This window comes from Azospirillum sp. A29 (assembly GCF_042604625.1).
Classification (GTDB): domain Bacteria; phylum Pseudomonadota; class Alphaproteobacteria; order Azospirillales; family Azospirillaceae; genus Azospirillum; species Azospirillum palustre.
In genome coordinates this window covers 264,083-287,485 of record NZ_CP170460.1, presented here as the reverse complement: position 1 = coordinate 287,485, position 23,403 = coordinate 264,083, and the positions used below count along the sequence as shown (strand labels likewise).

Annotated in this window: 21 protein-coding genes; 7 read left to right on the top strand and 14 right to left on the bottom strand. The window is 68.0% G+C overall.

Annotation, left to right across the window (positions count from 1 at the left end; all coding sequences use genetic code 11):
* Window positions 1-84: 84 nt before the first annotated feature.
* From ABNQ38_RS01195 to ABNQ38_RS01175, 5 genes are all read right to left on the bottom strand, one after another.
* Window positions 85-870: an L-iditol 2-dehydrogenase gene (locus ABNQ38_RS01195; protein ID WP_377805274.1), complete on the bottom strand. Its 786-nt coding sequence runs from the start codon at window positions 868-870 to the stop codon at window positions 85-87.
* Window positions 871-884: 14 nt separating this feature from the next.
* Complete coding sequence (locus ABNQ38_RS01190; RefSeq protein WP_377805273.1) at window positions 885-1,913, bottom strand: ABC transporter ATP-binding protein; 1,029 nt, start codon at window positions 1,911-1,913, stop codon at window positions 885-887.
* Window positions 1,914-1,926: 13 nt separating this feature from the next.
* Window positions 1,927-2,757 (bottom strand): carbohydrate ABC transporter permease, encoded by an 831-nt coding sequence (locus ABNQ38_RS01185; protein WP_377805272.1) that lies wholly within the window; start codon window positions 2,755-2,757, stop codon window positions 1,927-1,929.
* Window positions 2,758-2,759: 2 nt separating this feature from the next.
* A complete protein-coding gene (locus tag ABNQ38_RS01180; RefSeq protein ID WP_377805271.1) occupies window positions 2,760-3,632 on the bottom strand; it encodes a carbohydrate ABC transporter permease in 873 nt (290 codons plus the stop codon).
* 128 nt (window positions 3,633-3,760) lie between these two features.
* Window positions 3,761-5,071 carry an ABC transporter substrate-binding protein gene (locus ABNQ38_RS01175; RefSeq protein ID WP_377805270.1) on the bottom strand — a complete coding sequence of 437 codons (1,311 nt, stop codon included), beginning with the start codon at window positions 5,069-5,071 and terminating at the stop codon, window positions 3,761-3,763.
* Between the two features lie 451 nt (window positions 5,072-5,522).
* Between ABNQ38_RS01175 and ABNQ38_RS01170 the strand changes: the two genes are divergently transcribed.
* Entirely contained in the window at window positions 5,523-6,728 is a 1,206-nt protein-coding gene (locus tag ABNQ38_RS01170) for an ROK family transcriptional regulator (protein WP_377805269.1), read from the top strand.
* Between the two features lie 10 nt (window positions 6,729-6,738).
* Here the strand turns inward: ABNQ38_RS01170 and ABNQ38_RS01165 are convergent, their stop codons facing one another.
* Both ABNQ38_RS01165 and ccoG read right to left on the bottom strand, forming a co-directional pair.
* Window positions 6,739-8,235 (bottom strand): PLP-dependent aminotransferase family protein, encoded by a 1,497-nt coding sequence (locus tag ABNQ38_RS01165; protein WP_377805268.1) that lies wholly within the window; start codon window positions 8,233-8,235, stop codon window positions 6,739-6,741.
* Between the two features lie 131 nt (window positions 8,236-8,366).
* Window positions 8,367-9,848 (bottom strand): cytochrome c oxidase accessory protein CcoG, encoded by a 1,482-nt coding sequence (gene ccoG, locus ABNQ38_RS01160; RefSeq protein WP_377805267.1) that lies wholly within the window; start codon window positions 9,846-9,848, stop codon window positions 8,367-8,369.
* Window positions 9,849-10,158: 310 nt separating this feature from the next.
* On the opposite strand from ccoG, the gene ABNQ38_RS01155 reads away from it, so the two are divergent.
* The 4 genes from ABNQ38_RS01155 to ABNQ38_RS01140 all read left to right on the top strand — a co-directional run bounded on the left by ABNQ38_RS01155 (window position 10,159) and on the right by ABNQ38_RS01140 (window position 14,861).
* Entirely contained in the window at window positions 10,159-10,524 is a 366-nt protein-coding gene (locus ABNQ38_RS01155) for a DUF1289 domain-containing protein (RefSeq protein ID WP_377805266.1), read from the top strand.
* 89 nt (window positions 10,525-10,613) lie between these two features.
* Window positions 10,614-12,557, top strand: coding sequence for a TonB-dependent receptor plug domain-containing protein (locus ABNQ38_RS01150; RefSeq protein WP_377805265.1), 1,944 nt, complete (start codon window positions 10,614-10,616; stop codon window positions 12,555-12,557).
* A gap of 2 nt (window positions 12,558-12,559) precedes the next feature.
* Window positions 12,560-13,090: a YfiR family protein gene (locus tag ABNQ38_RS01145; RefSeq protein ID WP_377805264.1), complete on the top strand. Its 531-nt coding sequence runs from the start codon at window positions 12,560-12,562 to the stop codon at window positions 13,088-13,090.
* Between the two features lie 19 nt (window positions 13,091-13,109).
* Window positions 13,110-14,861, top strand: coding sequence for an ATP-binding protein (locus tag ABNQ38_RS01140; protein ID WP_377805263.1), 1,752 nt, complete (start codon window positions 13,110-13,112; stop codon window positions 14,859-14,861).
* Here ABNQ38_RS01140 and ABNQ38_RS01135 read toward each other — a convergent pair.
* The 6 genes from ABNQ38_RS01135 to ABNQ38_RS01110 form a co-directional block, all read right to left on the bottom strand.
* Window positions 14,848-15,642, bottom strand: a complete 795-nt coding sequence (locus ABNQ38_RS01135; protein ID WP_377805262.1) for an alpha/beta fold hydrolase — start codon at window positions 15,640-15,642, stop codon at window positions 14,848-14,850. The genes ABNQ38_RS01140 and ABNQ38_RS01135 overlap by 14 nt on opposite strands.
* A gap of 58 nt (window positions 15,643-15,700) precedes the next feature.
* Window positions 15,701-16,390 (bottom strand): ABC transporter permease, encoded by a 690-nt coding sequence (locus ABNQ38_RS01130; protein WP_377805261.1) that lies wholly within the window; start codon window positions 16,388-16,390, stop codon window positions 15,701-15,703.
* A 2-nt stretch (window positions 16,391-16,392) separates the two neighbouring features.
* Window positions 16,393-17,109, bottom strand: a complete 717-nt coding sequence (locus ABNQ38_RS01125; RefSeq protein ID WP_377805260.1) for an ABC transporter permease — start codon at window positions 17,107-17,109, stop codon at window positions 16,393-16,395.
* Window positions 17,110-17,114: 5 nt separating this feature from the next.
* The gene (locus ABNQ38_RS01120; RefSeq protein ID WP_377805259.1) at window positions 17,115-17,954 is read right to left on the bottom strand and encodes a transporter substrate-binding domain-containing protein; all 840 of its coding nucleotides are present in this window, start codon (window positions 17,952-17,954) and stop codon (window positions 17,115-17,117) included.
* A 153-nt stretch (window positions 17,955-18,107) separates the two neighbouring features.
* The gene (locus tag ABNQ38_RS01115) at window positions 18,108-18,965 is read right to left on the bottom strand and encodes an ABC transporter ATP-binding protein (RefSeq protein WP_377805258.1); all 858 of its coding nucleotides are present in this window, start codon (window positions 18,963-18,965) and stop codon (window positions 18,108-18,110) included.
* Between the two features lie 138 nt (window positions 18,966-19,103).
* Window positions 19,104-19,553 (bottom strand): Lrp/AsnC family transcriptional regulator, encoded by a 450-nt coding sequence (locus ABNQ38_RS01110; protein WP_377805257.1) that lies wholly within the window; start codon window positions 19,551-19,553, stop codon window positions 19,104-19,106.
* Between the two features lie 133 nt (window positions 19,554-19,686).
* Between ABNQ38_RS01110 and rocF the strand changes: the two genes are divergently transcribed.
* Both rocF and ABNQ38_RS01100 read left to right on the top strand, forming a co-directional pair.
* Window positions 19,687-20,637 (top strand): arginase, encoded by a 951-nt coding sequence (gene rocF, locus ABNQ38_RS01105; RefSeq protein ID WP_377805256.1) that lies wholly within the window; start codon window positions 19,687-19,689, stop codon window positions 20,635-20,637.
* A 13-nt stretch (window positions 20,638-20,650) separates the two neighbouring features.
* Complete coding sequence (locus ABNQ38_RS01100) at window positions 20,651-21,721, top strand: ornithine cyclodeaminase (protein ID WP_377806211.1); 1,071 nt, start codon at window positions 20,651-20,653, stop codon at window positions 21,719-21,721.
* A 50-nt stretch (window positions 21,722-21,771) separates the two neighbouring features.
* On the opposite strand, the gene ABNQ38_RS01095 is transcribed toward ABNQ38_RS01100, so the two are convergent.
* Window positions 21,772-23,376: a Na+/H+ antiporter gene (locus ABNQ38_RS01095; RefSeq protein ID WP_377805255.1), complete on the bottom strand. Its 1,605-nt coding sequence runs from the start codon at window positions 23,374-23,376 to the stop codon at window positions 21,772-21,774.
* Window positions 23,377-23,403: the final 27 nt, after the last annotated feature.

Here is a 23,403-nt window from a genome sequence, read left to right as displayed (position 1 = left end):
TGAGAGTCCTCGCGGTGCTTCCCCCTCACCCTAACCCTCTCCCCGGGGGGGAGAGGGGATCCAAGGGCGGGAGAGGGAGGTTTCTCAACTCATCCAGTTGCCGCCGTCGACGTTGTAGGTCTGGGCGACGATGTAGTCGGCCTCAGGGCTCGCCAGGAAAATCGCCATGCCGGTCAGGTCCTCCGCCCGACCCATGCGGCCGAAGGGAACCGCTTCGCCGACCATGCGCTTCTTCTCGCCGGGCTGGAGGCCCTCATGTTTTGCAAACAGGGCGTCGACGCCGTCCCAATGTTCGCCGTCGACGACGCCGGGGGCGATGGCGTTGACGTTGATGCCGTGCTTAATGAGATCGAGGCCGGCCGACTGGGTCAGGCTGATCACCGCCGCCTTGGTGGCGCAATAGACGCCGACCAGCGCTTCGCCGCGCCGTCCGGCCTGGGAAGCCATATTGATGATCTTGCCGCCGCGGCCCTGCGCGATCATCCGCTTCGCCACCGCCTGCATGGTGAACAGCGTGCCGGCGACGTTGATCGAGAACAGGCGGTCGTAGCTATCGCGGGTGATCTCGACGATGGGGGCGAGGTCGAACAGGGCGGCGTTGTTGATCAGGATGTCGATGCCGCCGGCCCGCTCCACCACCTTGGCGATCGCGGCGTCGATGGAGGACTGGCTGGTCACGTCGAGCGCCACGGCATAGGCGCCGGGGCCGATCTCCGCCGCCGCCTTCTCCGCCGCCGCGAGGTTGATGTCGGCGATGGCGACGGTGGCCCCCTCCGCGACATAGGCGGCGGCGAAGGCGCGGCCGATGCCGCGGGCGGCGCCGGTGACGATGGCCGATTTGCCGTCGAGACGCTTCATGGGACTGGTCATCGGAATGGACCCTTTCATGCCACTTTCGCACCGGCGGCGACGGAGGACTGCGCGTTGCCCTGGGCGTCGAAGCGGTGGAGCTTTTCGGTTTGCGGCGTCAGCCAGACGCGGTCGCCGTGATGCACCGGGAACTCGCCGCCGGCCCGTGCCAGCATCGTGCCGATGCCGTCCACCTGCACATAGACGAAGGTGTCGGATCCCAGATGTTCGGACACGGTGACGGTGCCGGACCACAGGCCGGAGTCGGTCGACAGCGCCAGATGTTCGGGACGGATGCCGATGCAGTCGGCGCCGGCGCCGCGCGCGATCTCGCCTTCGATGAAGTTCATGCGCGGGGAGCCGATGAAGCCGGCGACGAAGCGGTTGCGCGGGCGGCTGTAGAGGTCGATGGGGGAACCGACCTGCTCGATCCGGCCGGCATTGAGCACCACGATCTTATCGGCCATGGTCATGGCCTCCACCTGATCGTGGGTCACATAGATCATGGTGGTGCCGAGGCTGGCGTGCAGCTCGGAGATTTCCAGCCGCATGTTGACGCGCAGCGCCGCGTCCAGGTTCGACAGCGGTTCGTCGAACAGGAAGGCGGTCGGCTCGCGGACGATGGCGCGGCCGATGGCGACGCGCTGGCGCTGGCCGCCGGAGAGCTGGCCGGGGCGGCGGTCGAGATAGTTGGTGAGGTTCAGCACCTTGGCCGCCGCCTCCACCTTGCGGTCGATGGCGGCCTTGTCGAGCCGGGCCATCTTCAGCGGGAAGGCGATGTTGTTGCGCACGGTCATGTGCGGATAGAGCGCGTAGGACTGGAACACCATCGCCAGCCCGCGCTGGGCGGGCGGCAGGGCGGTGGCGTCCTTGCCGTCGATGCGGATGCTTCCGGACGACACATCCTCCAGCCCGGCGATCAGGCGCAGCAGCGTGGACTTGCCGCAGCCGGACGGGCCGACGAACACCACGAACTCGCCGTTGCCGATGGAGAGATCCAGCGGCGGGATGACGTCGATGTCGCCGAAGCTTTTGGTGACGCGGTCGAGCGTGATCTGACCCATAGCGGGTTCCCCCCTACTTCACGGCGCCGAAGGTCAGGCCGCGCACAAGCTGCTTCTGGCTGAACCAGCCGAGAACCAGGATCGGCGCGACCGCCATGGTCGAGGCGGCCGACAGTTTCGCGTAGAATAGCCCTTCCGGGCTGGAGTAGCTGGCAATGAAGGCGGTCAGCGGCGCCGACTGCGAGGCGGACAGGTTCAGCGTCCAGAAGGCCTCGTTCCACGCCAGAATGATGTTGAGCAGCAGGGTGGAGGCGATGCCGGGCACCGCCATCGGCAGCAGGACGAACAGGATTTCGTCGCGCAGGCCGGCGCCGTCCATCCGGGACGCTTCCAGGATCTCGCCCGGAATTTCCCGGAAGTAGGTGAACAGCATCCAGACGATGATCGGCAGGTTGATCAGCGTCAGCACGATGACCAGACCGATGCGGCTGTCGAGCAGCCCGAAATCGCGGAACAGCAGATAGATCGGGATCAGCACGCCGACCGGCGGCAGCATCTTGGTCGACAGCATCCACATCAGCACGTCGCGGGTGCGCTTGCCGGGGACGAAGGCCATCGACCAGGCGGCGGGAACGGCGACCAGCAGGCCGAGCAGCGTCGAGCCGACCGAGATGACGACCGAGTTCCAGAAATGGAGGAAATAGTCGGAACGCTGCTGGACCTCGGTGTAGTTCTCCAGCGTCCAATGGAAGGCGAGGAAGGTCGGCGGTGTCGCCACCGCCTCGGCCTCGGTCTTGAAGCTGGTCAGGACGGTCCACAGGATGGGGAAGAAGATCACGATCCCGACGGTCCAGGCGATCAGGGTCACGACCAGTTTCTTGCGGTTGGTTGCGGCGCGCGCCATGGTCAGATGTCCAGGTTGCGGCCGATCATCCTCATCAGGAAGACGGCGACGATGTTGGCGAGGACGACGGCGACGATGCCGCCCGCGGAGCCGCCGCCGACATCGAACTGCAGCAGCGACTGGGCATAGACGAGGTAGGTGATGTTGGTGGTGGCGGTGCCGGGGCCGCCGTTGGTCGTCACCAGAATCTCGGCGAAGACCGACAGCAGGAAGATGGTCTGAATCAGCGTCACCACCGTCATCGCACGCGCCAGATGGGGCAGGATGATGTGGATGAAGCGGTCGACCGCACCGGCACCGTCCATCTCCGCCGCCTCCAGCCGTTCGCTGTCGAGCGACTGGAGGGCGGTCAGCAGGATCAGCGTGGCGAAGGGCAGCCACTGCCACGTCACGATCAGGATGATCGAGGACAGCGGCGCCTCGGCCAGGAAGTCGAAGGGCTGGAGACCCAGCCCCTTGGCGATGGCGGCGAACAGGCCGTTCACCGGGTTCATCAGCATGTTCTTCCACACCAGCGCCGAGACGGTGGGCATGACGAAGAAGGGCGCGATGACCAGAAGGCGGACGATGCCCCGGCCCCAGAAGGGCTGGTCGAGCAGCAGGGCCAGCCCGATCCCGCCGGCGATGGTCAGCACCAGCACCCCGCCGACGAGCGCCAACGTGTTGAAGAGTGCGGCGAAGAAGGCCGGATCGGTGAGGAAATACTGGTAGTTCAGCGTGCCGATGAACTCCTCCGTCCCCGGCATCAGCAGATTGTAGCGCAGGAAGGAGAAGTAGAGCGTCATCACGAGCGGGATCAGCATCCAGCCGAGCAGCAGGATGACGGCCGGAGACATCGTCAGGCGCGCGGCGGCACGCGAATGTGCGGTGGCCATGGCTCGACCCTTGGGTAACGGCGTTGTGGAGCGCGGCCTTCTTCCGCCGACATCCCGGCGAAGGCGGGGACGACGGCGGAAAGAGGTTTTGCCGTGATCTGACCGGACGGAAGGTCAGGCGTGACCGCTTACTTGATGTAGCCGGCCTTGGTCATCTCGCGGGTGGCGAGAGTCTGGGCGGTCTGCAATGCCTGATCGGCGGTCGTCTGGCCGGCGAGCGCTGCGGAGAAAGCCTGACCCACGGCGGTGCCGATGCCCTGGAACTCGGGGATGGCGACGAACTGCACGCCGGTGTAGGGGACCTGCTGCACCGTCGGGTGCAGCGGATCGGCGGCCTGGATCGACTTCAGCGTCAGGTCGGCGAAGGGAGCGGCCTTGCGGTACTCGGGATTGGCGTAGAGCGACGTGCGGGTGCCCGGCGGCACGTTGGCCCAGCCCTCTTCCTTGGCGACGAGATCCAGATACTCCTTGGAGGTCGCCCAGGAAATGAAGGCCTGCGCGGCGTCGCCCTTCTTGCTGCTGGCGGGGATCGCGAGGTTCCAGGCCCACAGCCAGTTGGAGCGCTTGCCGAGCCCGGTGTCGGGAGCCAGCGCATAGCCGACCTTGTCCGCCACCTTGCTCTGCGCCGGGTTGGAGACGAAGGAGGCGGCGACGGTGGCGTCGATCCACATCGCGCATTTCCCGGACTGGAACAGCGCCAGATTCTCGTTGAAGCCGTTGGAGGAGGCGCCCGGCGGGCCGGCGTCCTTCATCAGCCCGAGATAGGTCGTCAGCGTCTGCTTCCAGGGGTCGGTGTTGAACTGCGGCTTCCAGTTCATGTCGAACCAGCTGGCGCCGAAGGAGTTCGCCATGGCGCTGAGGAAGGCCATGTTCTCGCCCCAGCCGGCCTTGCCGCGCAGGCAGATGCCGTAGATTTCGGCCTTCTTGTCGGTCAGCTTGCGTGCCGCGTCGGAGACGAAGGCCCAAGTCGGCGCCTCCGGCATGGTCAGGCCGGCCTTCTCGAACAGGTCCTTGCGGTACATGACCATCGAGCTTTCGCCGTAGAACGGCGCGGCATAGAGCGTGCCGTCGGTGGTCAGGCCGCTGCGGATGGAGGGCAGCAGATCCTCGACGTCATAGTTGGCGCCGAGCTTGGTCAGCGGCATCAGCCACTTCTGCTTGGTCCAGATCGGAACCTCGTAGGTGCCGATGGTCAGGATGTCGTACTGGCCGCCCTTGGCGGCGATGTCGGTGGTGACGCGCTGGCGCAGCACATTCTCTTCCAGCGTCACCCAGTTCAGCGTGATGTCGGGATGCGCCTTGGTGAAATGCTCCGACAGCTTCTGCATGCGGATCATGTCGCCGTTGTTCACCGTGGCGATGGACAGCGTTTCCGCCTGGACGGAGCTGCCGAGAAACGCGGCGACGGCCGCGCCGATCAAGGAAAGCGCACGCTTCATTCCTGTTTTCCTCCCCAAAATCCTGTCCGGCCGCGCCCTGGCTTTCGTCCCGCCGGCCCTTTGCGACTGGTCGCCCGACACCCGGATGCGGTTGCGGCATTCGGTTTGTAGGGCACACCAACACTATGGCGCAGGCAGCCGTGGGCCGCAATAGATAAATCACATTGATTTTGATATTCGGAGGCGTATGGCCCGGTCTTTCTGCGGGACAGGGCGGGGAGGCGGCTCGGACAGCGGGGCTGATGACGCAGCGGAGTTAAGGATTAAGCCGGATTTGCCGCCGGCCTTGCTCCCTTGGGGTGCTGCTTGCTACGGTGGCGAAGTTTCAAAGTCGATCGATCCAACAGCCATGATTGTGGTCAGGCTGGATTAAATAAATCACTTTGATTTTGTTATGATTGGTTGATATACGGACTGTTGTCGAGTTCAAGGGCTGGGAGGCGGCGGAAGGATGCGGGGCGGCGATACCACCGGGCTGCGCGCCTACAACGAGCGGCTGGTCATGCATGCGCTGTTGCAGGCCGGCATGCTGTCCAAGGCGGAAATCGCGCGGGAGACCGGGCTGAGCGGACAGGCGGCGTCGGTGATCGTCAACCGGCTGCTGGAGGACGGGCTGCTGGTCAAGCTGGACAAGGTGCGCGGGCAGGTCGGGCAGCCGTCCACCCCGATCGCGCCGAATCCGGACGGCGCCTATGCGCTGGGGGTGAAGATCGGCCGGCGCAGCGTCGAGGCCATCCTGATCAACCTGCTGGGGGAAGAGCTGGGAGCGAGCCGCGTGCGCTACGACGCGCCGTTGCCGGAGCCGACGATCTCCACCGCCATCGCCCAGGCGGTGGGACTGCTGGCGCATCTGTCGCCGGCGGCGCGGGCTCGGGTGGTCGGGCTGGGGGTCGCCATGCCGGACGAAATCCATGCCTGGTCGGCGGAGCTGGGACTGGCGCCGGGGGCGCTGGACGGCTGGCGCGATGCCGACATCGCCGGCGCCTTCGCGCGCGAGACCGGGCTGCCGGTGACGCTCTACAACGACGCCGCGGCGGCCTGCGCGGCGGAGATGATCGCCGGCCATGCCATCGTCAGCCGCAGCGCGCTCTACATCTATCTCGGCACCTTCATCGGCGGCGGGGTGGTGATCGACGGCCGGCTCTATCGCGGAGAGCAAGGCAATGCCGGGGCCATCGGCTCGATGCCGACCCGCCCGGCCGGGCCGGGCACGCCGCCGGGGCAGCTGATCCACGCCGCCTCGATCTTCCTGCTGGAACGCGAACTGGAGGCCGCCGGCATCGACCCGACGGCGGCGCTGTCGGCAGCGCTGGCAGACGGCAGCGGCGAGCGGGCGGACGCCATCTTCGACGCCTGGGCCGAAGCGGCGTGCGCGGAGCTGTCGCGCGCGGTCGTGTCTGCGCTCAGCGTCATCGATTTCCAGGAGGTGGTGGTCGACGGCTTCCTGCCGCCGTCCTGGCGCGACCGCTTCACTCAGAGGCTGACGGCGGCGGTGGACCGCTTCAACCGGTCGGGCCTGAAAGCCGCTCCGGTGATGGCGGGCTCCATCGGTCCGATGGCCCGCGTGCTGGGGGCGGCGATGCTGCCGCTGAAGGCGCGCTTCTCGCCCGACACCGACCTGCTGGTCCGGTCAGGCATGGCGCGGGATCTGGTCTGAAGGTTCAGGTTTAGATCACGATGCCGGCCAGGGCGGGGCTCTGGTCGAGAGCGTCGGCGAGCACCTCCAGCATGCGGCGGCAGTCGGCGCGGGTCACCGGGGCGCCGAGGCAGATGCGCAGGGCTTCCGGCACCGCGCCGGCGGTCAGGAAGGTGTCACTGACGGCGGCGGCGATGCCGTGGCTGCGCAGATGGGCCGCGAACTCCCCACGGGTCCAGGCCGCCGGCAGGGTCAGCCACAGATGGAACCCCTCGGGGTGGGCGGTTTGCGCGGCGGGCGGAAGCAGGTCGCGGGCAATGCGCTGGCGGGCCGACGCCTCGGCACGGATGGCGGTCAGCAGCGCATCGGCGGTGCCGTCGGCGATCCATTGGGTGGCGACGGCAGCCGGGACCGGCGGCGTGCCGAGGATGGTGGCGCGCTGGGCGGCGGCCAGCCGCATGGCCTGACGGGCGTCGGGGGCGGCGACATAGGTGACGCGCAGGCCGGGCGCCACGCACTTGGCGAGGCCGACGACGTGGAAGGTCACGTCGGGCGCCAATGCTGCGATGGGCGGCGGGGCGTCCTGCGGCAGCACGCCGTAGATGTCGTCCTCGATGATCGGGAAGCCGTGCTCGCGGGCGATGGCCGCGATGGCGGCACGGCGTTCGGCCGGAAGGGTCGCCGTCGTCGGGTTGTGCAGGGTGGGGGTGCAGTAGAGCGCCTTCGGGGAATGGGCCCGCACCGCAGCGCGCAGGGCGTCGGGGTCGAGGCCGTCTTTGTCCATCGCCACCCCGACCACCCGCAGGCCGAGCTGCCGGGCGATGGCCTTGAAGCCGGGATAGGTCAGCTCCTCCGTACAGACGGTATCGCCGGGGCTGGTCAGCATGCACAGCAGGGCCAGGAGGGCGCTCTGCGTGCCGGGGCAAACGACGATGCGGCTGTGATCGCCGAGCGGGGACTCGTCCAGATCGGGCAGACGCTTGGCGAGCCAGCGGGCTCCGGCGGCGCAATCCTCTTCCCCGGCGCGGAAGCCGGCGCCGGCTTCCGGGTAGCGCAGCAGCGTTTGCGGGTCGAGCCGCAGCATCGCCTGCGACAGGCTGCGGCGCACCCGGTCCAGCAGCTCCGGCGCGTCGGGCAGCGGCGGCTGATTCATGGTCATGTCGATGACCGCGGGCGGGGCGGCGGCCTCCCGGCGGGGCCGGGCGGTCTCGGGATGAGGGCGGTCCGGCGCAACGTCCTGCGCGCTGACGAAGGTGCCCTGGCCGACGCGGGCGTCGAGCAGGCCGCGGCGGCGGGCCTCGCTGTAGGCGCGGCTGACCGTGGTCAGGTCCACGCCCAGCCGGTCGGCGAGCAGGCGCTGTGGCGGCAGCCGCTGCCCGGCCGCCAGCCGGCCGGCGGCGATGTCGTCGGCCAGGGCATCGGCGATGGCGAGATAGACCGGCTTGGCGCGGTTGGTCAGGTCGGGCTGCCAGACGGCGGTGTCCGACGGGTCGGCCGGGCCGGTGTGTTCTGGGTTGTCGGATTGCATGGATGTCCTGGCCGTTCCCTTGCCCAATTGCGGCGGCACCGTCGGCATCATATGCGCGCTCCGATCATAGTGCTGCAAGCGTCCAGTGCCCCTCTCCCCGACGGGAGAGGGGCAGTCCTCCGGCGGGAGGGTCACGGTGCCAGGAAGACGCTGTCGTGCCGGGCCGGCTGGCCGGCGCCGCTGTCGGGCGTCAGGACGACGGTCACCGGGGTGGAGGACTCCGGCAGGGCGGACTGCGGCACGCGGACCTGGATGCGGTAGGTTTCCACCGCGTTGGCGCGGGCCGACAGCGACAGCTCGCCGGTCTCGGTGCCGTCGCCGGACAGGCTGAGGCTCGCCTGCGGAAGGCCGGACAGGCTGAGGCGGTAGTGGCGGTCCGTCAGCGACATGTTGGCGATCTTGATGGTGTAGGCGTTCTGGATGCGGCCGTCGGTGAGCGTGACGAACAGCGGCGCCCGGTCGCGCAGGACGGAGACGTCGTTGCTGGACTTCATCGCCAGCGCGATTGCCATTACACCGCCGACAACGACCAGCATCAGGCCATAGACGATGGTGCGCGGCCGGATCAGCCGGTAGCGGGGCGGCGGGGTGCCGGCCGCCTTCGCCGCCTGCGCCGTCAGGGTGTCGAAGCGGATCAGGTCGCCGGGCCGGCCGATGCGCGCCATCACGTCGTTGCAGGCGTCGACGCACAGGCCGCAGCCGATGCATTCCATTTGGATGCCGTCGCGGATGTCGATGCCGGTCGGGCAGACATGGACGCACTGGCCGCAGTCGATGCAGTCGCCGAACCCCTTGTGGGTGCGGGTGTCCCAGCCCTCGCTCTTGCGCAGGGGCGCGCGCCCTTCGCCGCGCCAGTCCTGATAGGTGACGACCTGGCTTTCCTCGTCCAGCATGGCGGCCTGGATGCGCGGCCAGGGGCAGACGTAGAAGCACATCTGTTCACGCATGAAGCCGGCCATGGCATAGGTGCAGGCGGCGATGAACAGGACGGAGCCGGCGGCGAGCGCCGAGGCGTCGAAGCGCAGCAGATCGGTCGCCAGGGACGGCGCATCGGTCAGGTAGGCGATGCCGATGAAGCCGGTGACCAGGGAGATCGCCAGCCATCCTGCGTGCTTGACCGTCTTCTTCGCCAGCCAGCCGGCGGTCCAGGGATGCTTGTCCAGCCGGATGCGGTCGCCGCGGTCGCCTTCCACCCGCCGTTCGACCCAGACGAACAGGTCGGTCCACACCGTCTGCGGACAGGTGAAGCCGCACCAGACCCGGCCGCCCAGCGCCGTCGCCAGGAACAGGCCGATGGACGCGATGATCATCACGCCGGTGATGTAATAGACATGCTGCGGCCACAGCTGCAGGGCGAAGATGTAGAAGCGCTGGCTGCCCAGATCGAACAGCACCGCCTGATCGGGCAGCCCCGGTCCGCGGTCCCAGCGCAGCCAGGGCAGGATGGCGAACAGCGCCAGCAGGACCACGCCCAGCCATGTCTTCAGCCGCCGGTACCGCCCGCGCACCGCCTTGGGATGGATTTTGCGGTGGGAGGCGTAGGCCGATGGCGGGTCCGGAGTGTCCGCCGCATGGTCGGGGCGGCGGGTGATGATGGGCGCATCGCTGGGCATGGATCACCTGGCACGAAGAAGCCGTCCGGGCGCCCGTCCATGCTCTTTGGCGTATGGAGAAGCGGCCATTCGGCGATGGGGTTTGTATGGATCATTTGTACGGATGCGGCAAGGCGATTGTAGGGTGAATTCGGCTCCTGAAGTCGTCGTGCGGCGGTGTGTCGCATCTTTGTATGGATTTCTTTTCGAGGGATCCATGCATTCGGACGATTTGTCGAAGCGCTTCCGGGTTGCAGGCATGCCAGCCTTCCGCCGGCCGCCATTGCCGGACGGCAATAACGCCGCACATTGTCGACGACCGGAGACGACCATGTGGCAGGCCCCCTTGAGCCGAAAGCAGAGCGACAGGACAGAGAAAATCGACAGCGGGAACCCGTGCATCGGCCTCTGCCGCTTCGGCGGCGACGGCAATTGCCTGGGCTGCCACCGCACCAAGGCGGAGGTGAAGGGGTGGAAGCGGCTGAGCGATGCTGCCAAGGCAGCGGTCAATGCCAGAATTGGGGCCAACGCCCGGCAGGGCAGCGAAGCCGGATCGGCCGAGGAAAAGACGCCGCGCAAGCGGCTGCGCAAGCTCGACAGGAAGATCAGCAAGCTGGAGGCGAAACTCGCTCTGCTGCGGGCGGAGCGTGACCGGCTGTCCGGCCGTCCTGGTCAGACGCCCGAAAGCTCTAGGTAGAGTTCGGCCGTTCCGCCTAGCGCGATGCCACGCTCAAGACTGCTATAAAGCTCGTTCGTGCAGACACTGAACAGAGCAACCAAGCGTCGATGCCATGGGCAGCCCTCCGTCGTGAAAGCCGGTGCAAGAGAACCGGGGGAGCCGTTGGTCCCGCCCGCAGGCTGGGCGCCCTCCTGACGCTGTCTCTGGTTCTGACCCCGCATGCGGCGCCGGCCCAGACGGTCGAGGATCTCTCGACCCTGTCGCTCGAAGAACTGGGGACGATCAGGGTCACCTCCATTTCCAAGCGGCCGGAGCCGCTGAGCGACGCGGCGGCGGCGGTCTATGTCATCACGGCCGAGGAGATCCGGCGGTCCGGCGCCACCAGCCTGCCCGAAGCGCTGCGGCTGGCGCCGAACCTGGAGGTGGCCCGGCTGAACACCGCCGGATATACGATCTCCGCGCGCGGCTTCAACTCGCCGGAAGCCGCCAACAAGCTTCAGGTGATGGTCGACGGCCGCAGCGTCTATTCGCCGGTCGCCTCCACCGTCTTCTGGGAAGCGATCAACGTCCCGCTGTCGGAGATCGAGCGGATCGAGGTGGTCAGCGGCCCCGGCGGCACGCTGTGGGGCGCCAACGCGGTCAACGGCGTCGTCAACGTCATCACCCGGCCCGCCGCGGACAGCCAGGGCGGTTTCGCCGAAATCGGCGCCGGCTCCGGCGAGCGGAACGGCACCCTGCGTTACGGCGTCAAGGCCGCGGATGGCGGACTGGCATTGCGCGGCTATCTGACCGGCTTCGACCGGCGCAGCAGCTTCGCGGCGGTGCGGGGCGACGTGACCACCGACGCCTTCGACGGCTCCCAGGCCGGGTTCCGGTTGGATGGCACCGCGGCGGGCGGCGCGGCCTCCTACACCATGCAAGGCGATCTCTTCCACAACCATACGGAGTGGCTCGACACCTCGCTGCATGGCGGGAACCTGCTCGGGCGGTGGACGCACAGGCTGGGCGACGGGTCGTCGGTACAGCTGCAGGCCTATTACGACCAGCAGACCCGCGATTATGCGGTCGCCACCGACCGGTTGGAGACCGTCGACGTTCAGGCCCAGCACAATGTGGCGCTGGGCAGCCGGCACCAGCTGGTCTGGGGCGCGCAGTACCGTGTGTGGCAGTCGGCCTTCCGCTCGCGGGTGTCCCTCGGTTTCCCGGAGGATAACGCGACGATCTCGCTGGGAAGCCTGTTCGCCCAGGATGAGGTCACGCTGGCGCCGAAGCTGAAGCTGACGGTCGGGATGAAGGCGGAATACAACAGCTACTCCGGCTTCGACATCCTGCCCAACCTGCGGCTCGCCTGGCGGCTGTCGGACGACCACATGCTGTGGACGGCTGTCAGCCGCTCGGTGCGCACGCCGTCGCGGGTCGACCGCGAACTGTCGGGGGCCGGCGTCCTGGCCCCCTCTCCCGATTTCCAGTCGGAGCGGCTGGTAGCCTATGAGGTCGGCTATCGCGGCCGGCCCGTGGCGAACAGCCGGGTGGCGCTGTCGGCCTTCTACAATGTCTATGACGACCTGCGCACCACCAGCCTGACCAGCGGCGGCCTGCCGATCATGCTGCGCAACGATATGGAGGGAAACACCTACGGCGTCGAAGGCTGGGGCAGCTATGGCTTGACCGGCTGGTGGACCCTGCATGCCGGCGCCAACTGGCTGCACAAGAACCTGCGGCTGAAGCCGGGGGCGAACGACCTGTCCAACTTCCAGGCCGCCGGCCAGGATCCGGCCTATCAGCTTCAATTGCGCTCGCAGATGAACCTGACGCCGGAGGTGGAGTTCGACGCCACCCTGCGCCGGGTCGGCCGGGTCGCGGTGTCGAAAGTCCCGGCCTATACCGAGGCCGACCTGCATCTGGGCTGGCACGTCACCCCGGCCCTGGAGCTGTCGCTGTTCGGCCAGAACCTGCTGCATGCCCGGCATCTGGAGGCCTACGACCCGTCCAGCACCACGCCGCGCGCCATCGGACGGAGCGTCTATGCGCGCATGCGGGTGGGGTTTTGAGCATGGAGGAGCGGCCCATCCGCTGGTGCAGTCCGCTGGCGCTGAGCCTGCTGCTGGTGCTGGCAGGCGCGCCGGTGTCGATTGCATCAGCAGAGCCGCTGGAAGCGGCGGTGAAGGCGACCTTCCTCTACAAATTCATCGCCTTCGTGGCCTGGCCGCCGGGTGCCTTCGCCACGGCGGACAGCCCGTTCCGCCTTTGCGTGGAAGGGCCGGACCCGTTCGGCGAAGTGCTGGACCGGGCTGTCGCCGGACAGAGCGCCGGCGGACGGCCGATCGAACTGATGCGCCGGCCGCAGTTCGAAAAAGGGTCGGGCTGCCATCTGCTGTATGGGACAATGGCGATGGACCGGCTGCGCGGCGAGCCTGTTCTGACGGTCAGCGATGCCGATGCGCCGGGCGGATCGGCCGCCGGGGCGGTTATCACCTTCGTGTTGCAGGAGGACCGGGTCCGTTTCGTCATCGATGCGGCGGCGGCCCAGGACAACCGGCTGGCGATCAGTTCCAAGCTGATGAGTCTGGCGGTTCGGCCATGAGGAAGCAGGAGAGCGGAACGTGACCGATCTGGCCGGATTCTGGCGGCACACGCCGCGCCTGACCGCGCTGGCGGTGATTGTCCTGCTGGTGGCCGGCGGGCTGATGGCGCTGGCCAGCGAAAATGCCTATCGCGACGAGCGGACGGGCGACGTGGAGGTGCAGACGCGGATCCTGGCGGCGACCGTCACCGCGGCGTTGAGCTTCAACGACCGGACCTCCGCCAGCGAGTATCTGGCGGCGCTGTCCGCCAGCCCGGAGTTCGAGGCGGCCGGCGTCTATGACGGCAGCGGCGCGCTGTTCGCCGCCTACACCGCCGGCGGCATGGCGCCGATGCAGGCGACCGCGGAGCCGCCGGGGCATCATTTCGACGGCGACCATCTGACGGTGACCGTCATGGTTGTGCAGGACGGCCGCGCCATCGGCAGCGTGTCGCTGCGCACGCAGGTGGAACCCTTCGCCCGCCGGGCCGAACGCTATGTCGGCATGGCGCTGCTGCTGGCGATGACTCTGCTGATCGTGCTGGTGCTCGGTGCGGCGCAGGCGGCGCTGGCGCGGGCGAACCACGATCTGGCGGAACGGGCGCGCGACCTGTCCGCCGCCAACAGGGCGCTGAACGCCGAAATCGCCGAGCGCGAGAGGGTTGAGGCCGCCCTGCGCCAGAGCCAGAAGATGGAGGCGATGGGGCAGTTGACCGGCGGCATCGCCCATGACTTCAACAACCTGCTCCAGGCGCTGTCCAGCTGCCTCCAACTGGTCGGGCGGCGGGCGAAGGAGCCGTCGATCCAGCCGTTGCTGGAAACCGGCCAGCAGGCCATCGACCGCGGCGCCAAGCTGGTGCAGCAGCTGATGGCCTTCGCCCGCCGGCAGACCCTGCGGCCGGAGCCGATGGATGTCCGCGACCGGCTGCTGGGCATGGCCGACCTGCTGACCCGCGCCATCCGCGCCGACATCACGCTGGAGACGCAGGTGGAACCGGGGCTGTGGCCGGTGGAGGTCGATCCGACCCAGTTCGAGCTGGCGATCCTGAACCTCGCCGTCAATGCGCGCGATGCGATGCCCGAAGGGGGCCGGCTGCGCGTCACCGCCCGCAACCGGCCGGCGGATGGAGCAAGCGGGGATCTGGTACAGGTGACGGTCAGCGACACCGGCACCGGGATGGAGGCGGAGGTGAAAGCCCGCGTCTTCGAACCCTTCTTCACCACCAAGGAGGTCGGCAAGGGCTCCGGCCTCGGGCTGGCGCAGGTGTATGGCTTCACCCGCCAGTCGTCGGGCCGGGTGGAGATCGACAGCGCGCCCGGTCAGGGCACCGCCGTCTCGCTGTTCCTGCCACGGACGGTCAAGCCGGTGGCCGCACACGCAAAGGAACGGTTGCTGGACACCGCGCGCGGGGCCGGCCGGCGACTGCTGCTGGTGGAGGACGACCCCATCGTCGGCAGCATGGTGGCGGCGGCGCTCGACGAGTTGGGCTATGCCGTTCTGCGCGCCGGCAATGCGGAGGAGGCGCTGGGGCTGCTGAACGACCGGGCCCTGCGGATCGACATCCTGTTCAGCGACGTGGTGATGCCGGGGGCGATGAACGGCATCGATCTGGCCCACACCGCCCGGCGCCTGCGCCCCGGGCTGCCGGTGGTGCTGACCACCGGCTACAGCGAGGACATCGCCCGCATCGACGGGGTGCGGGTGCTGCCGAAGCCCTACCGGGTCGGGGAGCTTGCGGAACTGCTGGAGTCAGCGCTGGGAGCGGACGGGGCGGGCGTCAGGGTTCGCTGAGGAAAGACCGGATCGCCTCGACAACCTCCTCCTCGCATTCGCGGTGCGGGACGTGGCCGGTGTCGGGCAGCAGGCGGACGGTTCCGCGACCGGCGGCGATGCGGGCCGGGTGCTCGGCCGAGCCGTATTCGTCGCGGTCGCCATGCAGGGCCAGAACCGGGCAGCGGACATTCGCCAGGGCGGCGTCCAGGGTCCAGTCGGCGAAGGCCGACGACAGCCAGCTTTCGGTCCAGGCGTCGACCGTCCAGCGCGCCTTGTCGCCCTGGTATCTCGCCAGACGGGCCAGCTGGGCCGGATCCTGGAAGCCCTGCTTCGCCTCGCGGATGCCGTCCAGCGTGCGCTCCTCGACGAAGGCCTGGGCTGCGATGGTCACCAGCGCGCGGCAGCGGGAGGGGAAGCGCGCCGCCGTCTCCACCGCCATGCCGCCGCCGACGCTGTGGCCGCAGACGACGAAATCGCCGATGCCGAAACTGTCGAGCAGGAGAGGGACGGCGTCCCGCGCCTCCGCGGCGACGAAATCGCGGGGGAGGGTGCCGGGGTGGGGATCGGAGCGGCCGAATCCCAGCCGGTCATAGGCGATCACCCGCCTTCCAGTCGCGGCGGCAAGGCGGGCCGGGAAGCTGCGCCAGAGATCGACGCAGCCGAGCGAATCGTGGAACAGCAGGATCGGCGGCAGCCCGCCGGCCGCGGCGGGCGTCCAGTCCTTCACGTAAAGGCGGCCGATGCCTGCGCCGGTAGGGGTGGAAATCAGGCGGTCCTGGTCGCTGACGGCGGTGGTCATGTCGTCCGGTTATTGTTTTAGTCTGGGCCGGACGACAGGATAGCATGAATGCCGCGCGTCAGGCCCGCGCCCGCAGATAGGGGGTCATGCGCCATTCCGCGTGTTTGATCAGGCGGGTGGCGACGAAGTTGATCAGCAGGTAGAGGATGCCGGCGACGATGAAGATCTCGAAGACCGCGAAGGTCTGGGCGATCATCCGCCGCGCGACGCCGGTGATCTCCATCATCGTGATGGTGCTGGCGAGCGAGCTGGCCTTCACCATCAGGATCACCTCGTTGCCGTAGGCCGGCAGCATCTGGCGGATCGCCACCGGCAGGACGATGCGGCGGAACAGCCGCACCCGCGACATGCCGCAGGCCCGCGCCGCTTCCACCTGCCCCTGCGGCACCGTCTCGATGGCGCCGCGCAGGATCTCGGAAGTATAGGCTCCGGTGTTGAGCGCCAGTGCCAGGATGGCGCACCACATCGGCTGGCTGAGGATTGGCCAGAGGAAACTGTCGCGGATGAGGTCGATCTGGCTGAGGCCGTAATAGATCAGGAAGATCTGCACCAGCAGCGGCGTGCCGCGGAAAATGAAGGTGTAGGCCGAGGTCAGGGCCACCGCCACCCGGTTGCCGGACAGGCGCAGAAGGGCGGTGGCGAAGGCCAGAACGGCCCCGAAGGCGAGCGCCAGCGCCACCAGTTCGAGAGTCAGGGGCAGGGCCGCCAGCAGGCGCGGCAGGCTGTCCCACATCAGGGTCCAGTTCATCGTCAGGCCCTCCGCACGCCGCGGCTCGCATAACGCTCGGCCTGCTGGAACGCCGTCGTCGAGACGGTGGTCAGCGCGAGGTACAGCAGTGCGGCGACGCTGTAGAACAGGAAGGATTGCCGGGTGGAGCCGGCGGCGGTGTGGGCGACGCGCATGATCTCGGCCAGGGCGGTGACGGAGATGAGCGCGGTGTCCTTCAGCGTCAGCTGCCAGACATTGCCGAGGCCGGGCAGGGCGAAGCGCAGGGTCTGCGGCACCAGAACCCGGCGCAGGATGCGCCAGCGCCCCATGCCGCAGGCTCGCGCCGCCTCGATCTGGCCGTAGGGCACCGATTTGACGGCGCCGCGGATGACCTCGGTCGAATAGGCGCCGGAAATCAGGCCGACGGCGGCGACGCCGATGGAGAAGGCGTTCAGTTCGATGAGGCCGCCGTAGCCGAAGAGTCCGGCCACCGTCATGATCATGCCCGAACCGCCGAAGAACAGCAGGTAGATCACCAGCAGTTCGGGCACGCCGCGGACGGCAGTGGTGTAAAGCTCCGCCAGCCCCCTCAACACCAGGCTGTCGCTGAGCTTGGCGGCGGCGCCGGCGGCGCCGAAGGCGAGACCCAGCAGGAAGGCCGACAGCGCCACCGCGACGGTCATCGCCGTTCCGGAGAGGAGCTGCGGCCCCCAGCCGTGCAGCCCGGAGGTTAGCCCGGAGTCGAGGAGGTCCAGCATCGGGGTCACCGCACCGAAACGTCGTAGCCGAAATGCTTCTGGCTCAGGGTCGCGATGGTGCCGTCCTTGTTGGCATCGGCGATGGCCTTGTCGAGACGGCCCTTCAGGTCCGCATCGGCCTTGCGCAGGCCGACGCCCATGCCCTCGCCCAGCACGCCGCGCGTCATCGCCGGGCCGAACAGCGTCATCTTGTCAGTGCCCGCGGCCCGCATCAGCGCCTCGACCGGCGAACGGTCGCCGAAGATCGCATCGACGCGGCCGGCGGCCAGATCGATGGCGGCGTTGTCGATCTTGTCGTAATTGCGCACGGTCACGTCCGGCAGATATTTCTCCAGGAAATCGACCTGGATGGTCGAGGTCTGGACGCCCACCGTCTTGCCCTTCAGCAGCTCCGCCAGCTTGGCGACCGCCGGCTTGGCAGCAGCCTCGTCGGCGAGGTCGACGCGCTCGGCGCCGACGCCGGCACCGGCCAGCTTGGAGGATTTCAGGGTGGCGAAGGTGGATTGCTCGGTGCCGTAGGGGCCGGCGAAGGCGATGACCTTCTTGCGCTCGTCGGTGATGGTCATGCCGGCCATGATGGCGTCGATCTTGCCCTGCTGCAGCGACGGGATCATGCCGTCCCAATCCATGGCGACCAGTTCGCAATCGGCTTCGATGCGCTTGCACAGGTCCCAGGCAAGGTCGATCTCGAAGCCGACCAGCTTGCCCGACGAATCCATGCCGTTCCACGGCGCGAAGGCGCCTTCGGACGCGATGCGGATCTTCTTTGCATCCTTCGCCATCGCCGGAACGGCGCTGCCGGCGGCCAGGGCGCCCAGCACCAGGGCCAAAAGGATCTTCTTCATTGGTTGGTATCCTGTGTTCGTTTGTCCGCTCGGGTCCGGCTGTTGCGATCCGTGCCGGCCGCGGGACGGCGGACTTTGGCACAGGCGTCCGTCGGCCGTCATCGTCGCGAAAGCCGGGAGGCCTGCGCTTGTGTGGCGCACCCCCTCCTTTATTCAGGCGGCGGAGAGGTGGCGGGAGAGGAACTGTCGCACGCGGTCGGATTCGGGATTGGTCAGTACCATGTCGGGTGCTCCTTCCTCCTCGATGCGGCCCTGGTGGAGGAAGACGACCTTGGACGAGACCTCGCGGGCGAAGTCCATCTCGTGCGTCACCAGGATCATGGTGCGGCCCTCGTCCGCCAGCTGGCGGATGACGCGCAGCACCTCACCGACCAGTTCGGGATCGAGCGCCGAGGTCGGTTCGTCGAACAGCATCACCTTGGGCTGCATGGCAAGGGCGCGGGCGATGGCCGCGCGCTGCTGCTGGCCACCCGACAGCTGGATCGGGTAGCAATCGGCCTTGCCCAGGATGCCGACCTTGTCCAGCAGGCTGCGCGCGAGGTCGATGGCCTCGGCCTTCGGCACGCCCAGCACATGGACCGGCGCCTCAATCACGTTCTCCAGAATGGTCATGTGGCTCCAGAGGTTGAAGTTCTGGAACACCATGCCGAGGCTGATGCGGATGCGGTCGACCTGACGGGAGTTGGCCGGCAGGGTCCGTCCGCGCGCCGTCTTCATCGCGATGGTCTCGCCGCAGATGGTGACGCGTCCTTCATCAGGGACTTCCAGCATGTTGATGCAGCGCAACAACGTACTCTTGCCGGACCCTGAGGAGCCGATCAGCGTGATGACGTCACCTTCGCGGGCGGTCAGCGACACGCCCTTCAACACCTCCAGCGATCCGAACCGCTTGTGCAGGCCGTCCGCCTGGACGGCAACCGTCGCGGCGGGGTTGGAGGGAGGGTGGCGGTGGGCCGGAACGTTCCGGCCGACGCTGGCGATAGGATCGGTGGCGATGCGATGCTGGTCCATGCGGCGTCCCGAATTCGTTGGTGGGGCGGAGCATCAGCGAAGCAGACGGCGGCCGGAAGAGGGAAAAGTGACAGGAAAATCGGCCAAACTTGCCAGAATGGAAGCTTGGACTGCGCGGATTGGCAAGTTGCGGGTGGCCTACAGCCGGGCGCGCGTGCTGCGCGGGGTGTTCAGCAGCAGGTTGGTCTCGCTGGTGGTGATGCCGGGGATCAGGCGGATGCGGCGCAGCACCCCGTCGAATTCCGGCAGGCTGCCGGCCGACAGCTCGACGATCAGGTCCCAGCGTCCGTTGGTGCTGTGGATCTCCATGATCTCGGGGAAGCCGCTGAGCGTGCGAACCACTCGGTCGGTCGCCTGTCCCTCCACCTCGATCAGCATGATGCCGCGCACCGGCGCCTCCACCGTGTCGGCGCGCAGGATCACCGTGTAGCCGGTGATGATGCCGGAGCTTTCCAGCCGTTCCATCCGCGAGCGCACCGTCGCCCGCGAGACGCCGAGTTCGATGGCGAGGTCGGAAATGCTGCGGCGGCCGTCATGGCGCAGCAGGGTGATGAGCTTCTCGTCGAGCTGGTCGAGCGTCATGGTCATGAGCCTTCCGACATTCTGGCAAGCTTGGCTGTTCAGTTTGGTAGGCAGATTGTCGACATTTGTCAAATTGCCCTGTCCGTTCCGCCGGACGCCTGTGGTTTGCTGGTGAGAGGAACAGGCAAGAGACCAAACAATGTCCTACCACAAGACCAAAACGAAGCAGTGCCGGCTGGTCGGCGTGCCGGTGCAGGATGGGGCGGGCCGGCTTGGCTGCGAAATGGGACCCAGCGCCTACCGCACCGCCGGCATCGCCAAGGCGCTGGCGGACCTGGGCCACAGCGTGACCGACCTGGGCAACGTCGCGCCGCTGCCGCAGCGGCCGCCGGCGCATGGCAACGCCGCGCTGAAATTCCTGCCGGAAGTGGCCGGTTGGACCGCGGCGCTGACCCAGGTGGCGTACGAGGCGAGCGCCGGGCAGGACGCCATGCCGATCTTCCTGGGCGGCGACCACAGCCTCGCCGCCGGCACTCTGACCGGGCTGGCGCAGCGTGCCGCCGGGATGCGGCGCCCGCTGTTCGTGCTGTGGCTGGACGCGCATCCGGATTTCCATACGCTGGAGACGACGGAGAGCGGCAACCTGCATGGCGTGCCGATGGCCTACGCCACCGGGCTGGCCGGCTTCGACGGCTATTTCCCGCCGGCGCCGGCACGGCTCGATCCGCACAATGTCTGCATGATGGGCATCCGCAGCGTCGATCCGGCCGAGCGGCGGGCGCTGGAGACCTCGGGCATCACCGTCCATGACATGCGCAAGATCGACGAACACGGCATCGTCGCCCTGCTGCGCCCGTTCCTCGAGCGGGTGGTGGAGGCGGACGGACTGCTGCATGTCAGCCTGGACGTGGATTTCCTCGATCCCGGCATCGCGCCCGGCGTCGGCACCACGGTTCCCGGCGGCGCCACCTTCCGCGAAGCCCATCTGATCATGGAGATGCTGCACGACACCGGTCTGGTCAGCAGCGTCGATCTGGTCGAGCTGAACCCCTTCCTGGACGAGCGCGGCCGCACCGCGACCCTGATGGTGGAACTGCTGGCGAGCCTGATGGGGCGCCGCGTTCTCGACTACCCCACCCGCAGCTTCTGAGCGAATGGAGCGTTTGACCATGATCCCGAACCTGAACCTCGTTCCCTTCGTCAGCGTCGACCACATGATGAAGCTGGTGCTGCACATCGGCGTGGAACGCTTCCTGACCGAGCTGTCGGCTTATGTCGAGGAGGATTTCCGCCGCTGGGAGAGCTTCGACAAGACGCCGCGGGTCGCCTCGCACAGCGCGGAGGGCGTGATCGAACTGATGCCGACCAGCGACGGCCGCACCTATGGCTTCAAGTACGTCAACGGCCATCCGAAGAACACGCGGGAGGGGCGGCAGACCGTCACCGCCTTCGGCGTGCTGGCCGATGTCGGCAACGGCTATCCGGTGCTGATGACGGAGATGACCATCCTGACGGCGTTGCGCACCGCTGCCACGTCGGCGGTGGCGGCGAAGCATCTGGCGCCGAAGGATGCCTCCTGCATGGCGATCATCGGCAACGGGGCGCAGGCGGAATTCCAGGCGCTGGCCTTCAAGGCGCTGCTGGGCATCCGGAAACTGCGGCTCTACGACATCGACCCGGTGGCGACGCAGAAATGCGTGCGCAACCTGCGCGACCAGGGCTTCGAAATCACCGCCTGCAAATCGACCGAGGAGGCGGTGGAGGGTGCGCAGATCATCACCACCGTCACCGCCGACAAGCAGTATGCCACGATCCTGACCGACAACATGGTCGGGGCCGGGGTCCACATCAACGCGGTTGGCGGCGACTGCCCCGGCAAGACGGAGTTGCACCGCGACATCCTGCTGCGGTCGGACATTTTCGTCGAATATCCGCCGCAGACGCGGATCGAGGGCGAAATCCAGCAGCTCGCCCCCGACCATCCGGTGACGGAGCTGTGGACGGTGATGACCGGCCAGGCGGTCGGCCGGCGCGATGCGCGGCAGATCACGCTGTTCGATTCGGTGGGATTCGCGACGGAGGACTTCTCCGCCCTGCGCTATGTCCGGGACAAGGTGGCAGGGACGGGATTCTTCGAGAATCTCGACATGCTGGCCGATCCCGACGAGCCGCGCGATCTGTTCGGCATGATCCTGCGCGCGGCGAAGCCGGCCTCGGTGGGCGAGGCGGCTTGAGGGGGACAGTTAATCGCCCTCTCCCGGGGCCGGAGAGGGAACTGGTCAGCTCACCCCGCAGCCTCCCCCTCCGCAAGCGCCTGCTCCGCGCCCAGTTCCTCCAGATCCAGTTCCGCCTCCAGCCGGTGGAGCACCGTGTCGTGGATGCGGCCGCCGCGGTGCAGGCCGAGGATTTCCGTGCGGGCGGCGCGGTTGGCGGCCAGGACAGCGGCGAAATGCTCGCGCCGGTCCTCCGTCAGCATGCCTTCGCTCTCGTGGAAGCGCTCGGCCATCGTCGCCCGGTGTCCGTATTGTTCGAGCAGGCGCGGGTGTCGCTGCCGGCCGTCGGCCGTGTCCGACCGCTTGCGCACCGCGTCCAGTGCCGCGCGGGCCATGCGGATGCGGGCTTCCGATTCCGACAGGGTCGGGCGGCGCTCCAGCGTGAAACCGCCCAGCCGCATCCTGCGGATCAGCGGGGCGAGCGTGGTCGCCTGTCCCAGGATCGACACCAGGATCACCGCCCAGGTGGTCGCCAGGATGATGTCGCGGCCGGGAAACTCCACCGGAACCGACAGGGCGACGGCAAGGCTGACCACACCGCGGATCGCCGCCCAGCCCATGATCACCGGCACAGCCACCGATGGGTAAGGGTCGCGCCGCCGCAAGCTCGGGAACAGGAAGCGGGGCAGGTAGGTCGAGGGGAAGAGCCAGGCGAAGCGCGACAGGATCATCGCCAGGGTGACGGCGACGATCATCGGCAACAGGTCGGTCAGGCCGGTGCCGGCGGCCTCCAGCCGGCCCAGCACGCCGCGTAGCGACAGGCCGATGATGATGAAGACCATCGATTCCATGAGGAACACCGCCACCGCCCACACCGCGTTGGCGTGGGTGCGCAGCTGCGCGGTGAACAGGTCGTGCTGGCGCCGGCCCATCACCAGACCGCAGCCGACGGTGGCGAGCACGCCCGACACCTCCAGCGCCTCGCCGCCCAGATAGCTGCCCCAGGCGGCGAGGAAGCCGCCGACGATGCTGAGCGGCACGTCGCGCAGGCGACCCAGCAGCAGTGCCGCGATGTGGCCGAAGACCACGCCGGCTGCGACACCGCCGATGGCGAGCCACAGGAACTCCAGCGAGGCATGGCCGGCCTCGAAGGTGCCGGTCATCCCGGCGGCGATGGCGATGCGGAACAGCACCAGCCCGGTGGCGTCGTTCACCAGGCTTTCGCCTTCCAGCAGGGTGACGATGCGCGGCGGCAGCGGCAAACCCTTCAGCGCCGCCTTGGCGGCGACCGCGTCGGGCGGCGACAGGATGGCGCCCAGCGTGAAGCAGGCCGCCCAGGGCAGCGACGGCATCACCAGATGGGCGGCCACCCCGACCGCCAGCGTGGTGAAGGCGACCGCCCCGACGGCCAGTTGCAGGATGATGCGCAGGTTGGCGCGGAAGTCGCTCCACACCGTGAAATAGGCGCTGGCGAACAGCAGCGGCGGCAAAAACAGCAGCAGGGTCAGATCGGGATCGGGCGTGATCTCCGGCAGGCCGGGGATCAGGGCGAGCGCAATGCCGCCCAGCACCAGCACGGCCGAGGGCGGCATGCGCAGCCGCTTGGCCGCAAGTTCCAGCACGATGATCGCCGCCATCAGGCCGAGGACGAGTTCGAACTGACCGGATGGCGACATGCTGGGGTCCGCTGTTCTGTTATCGTG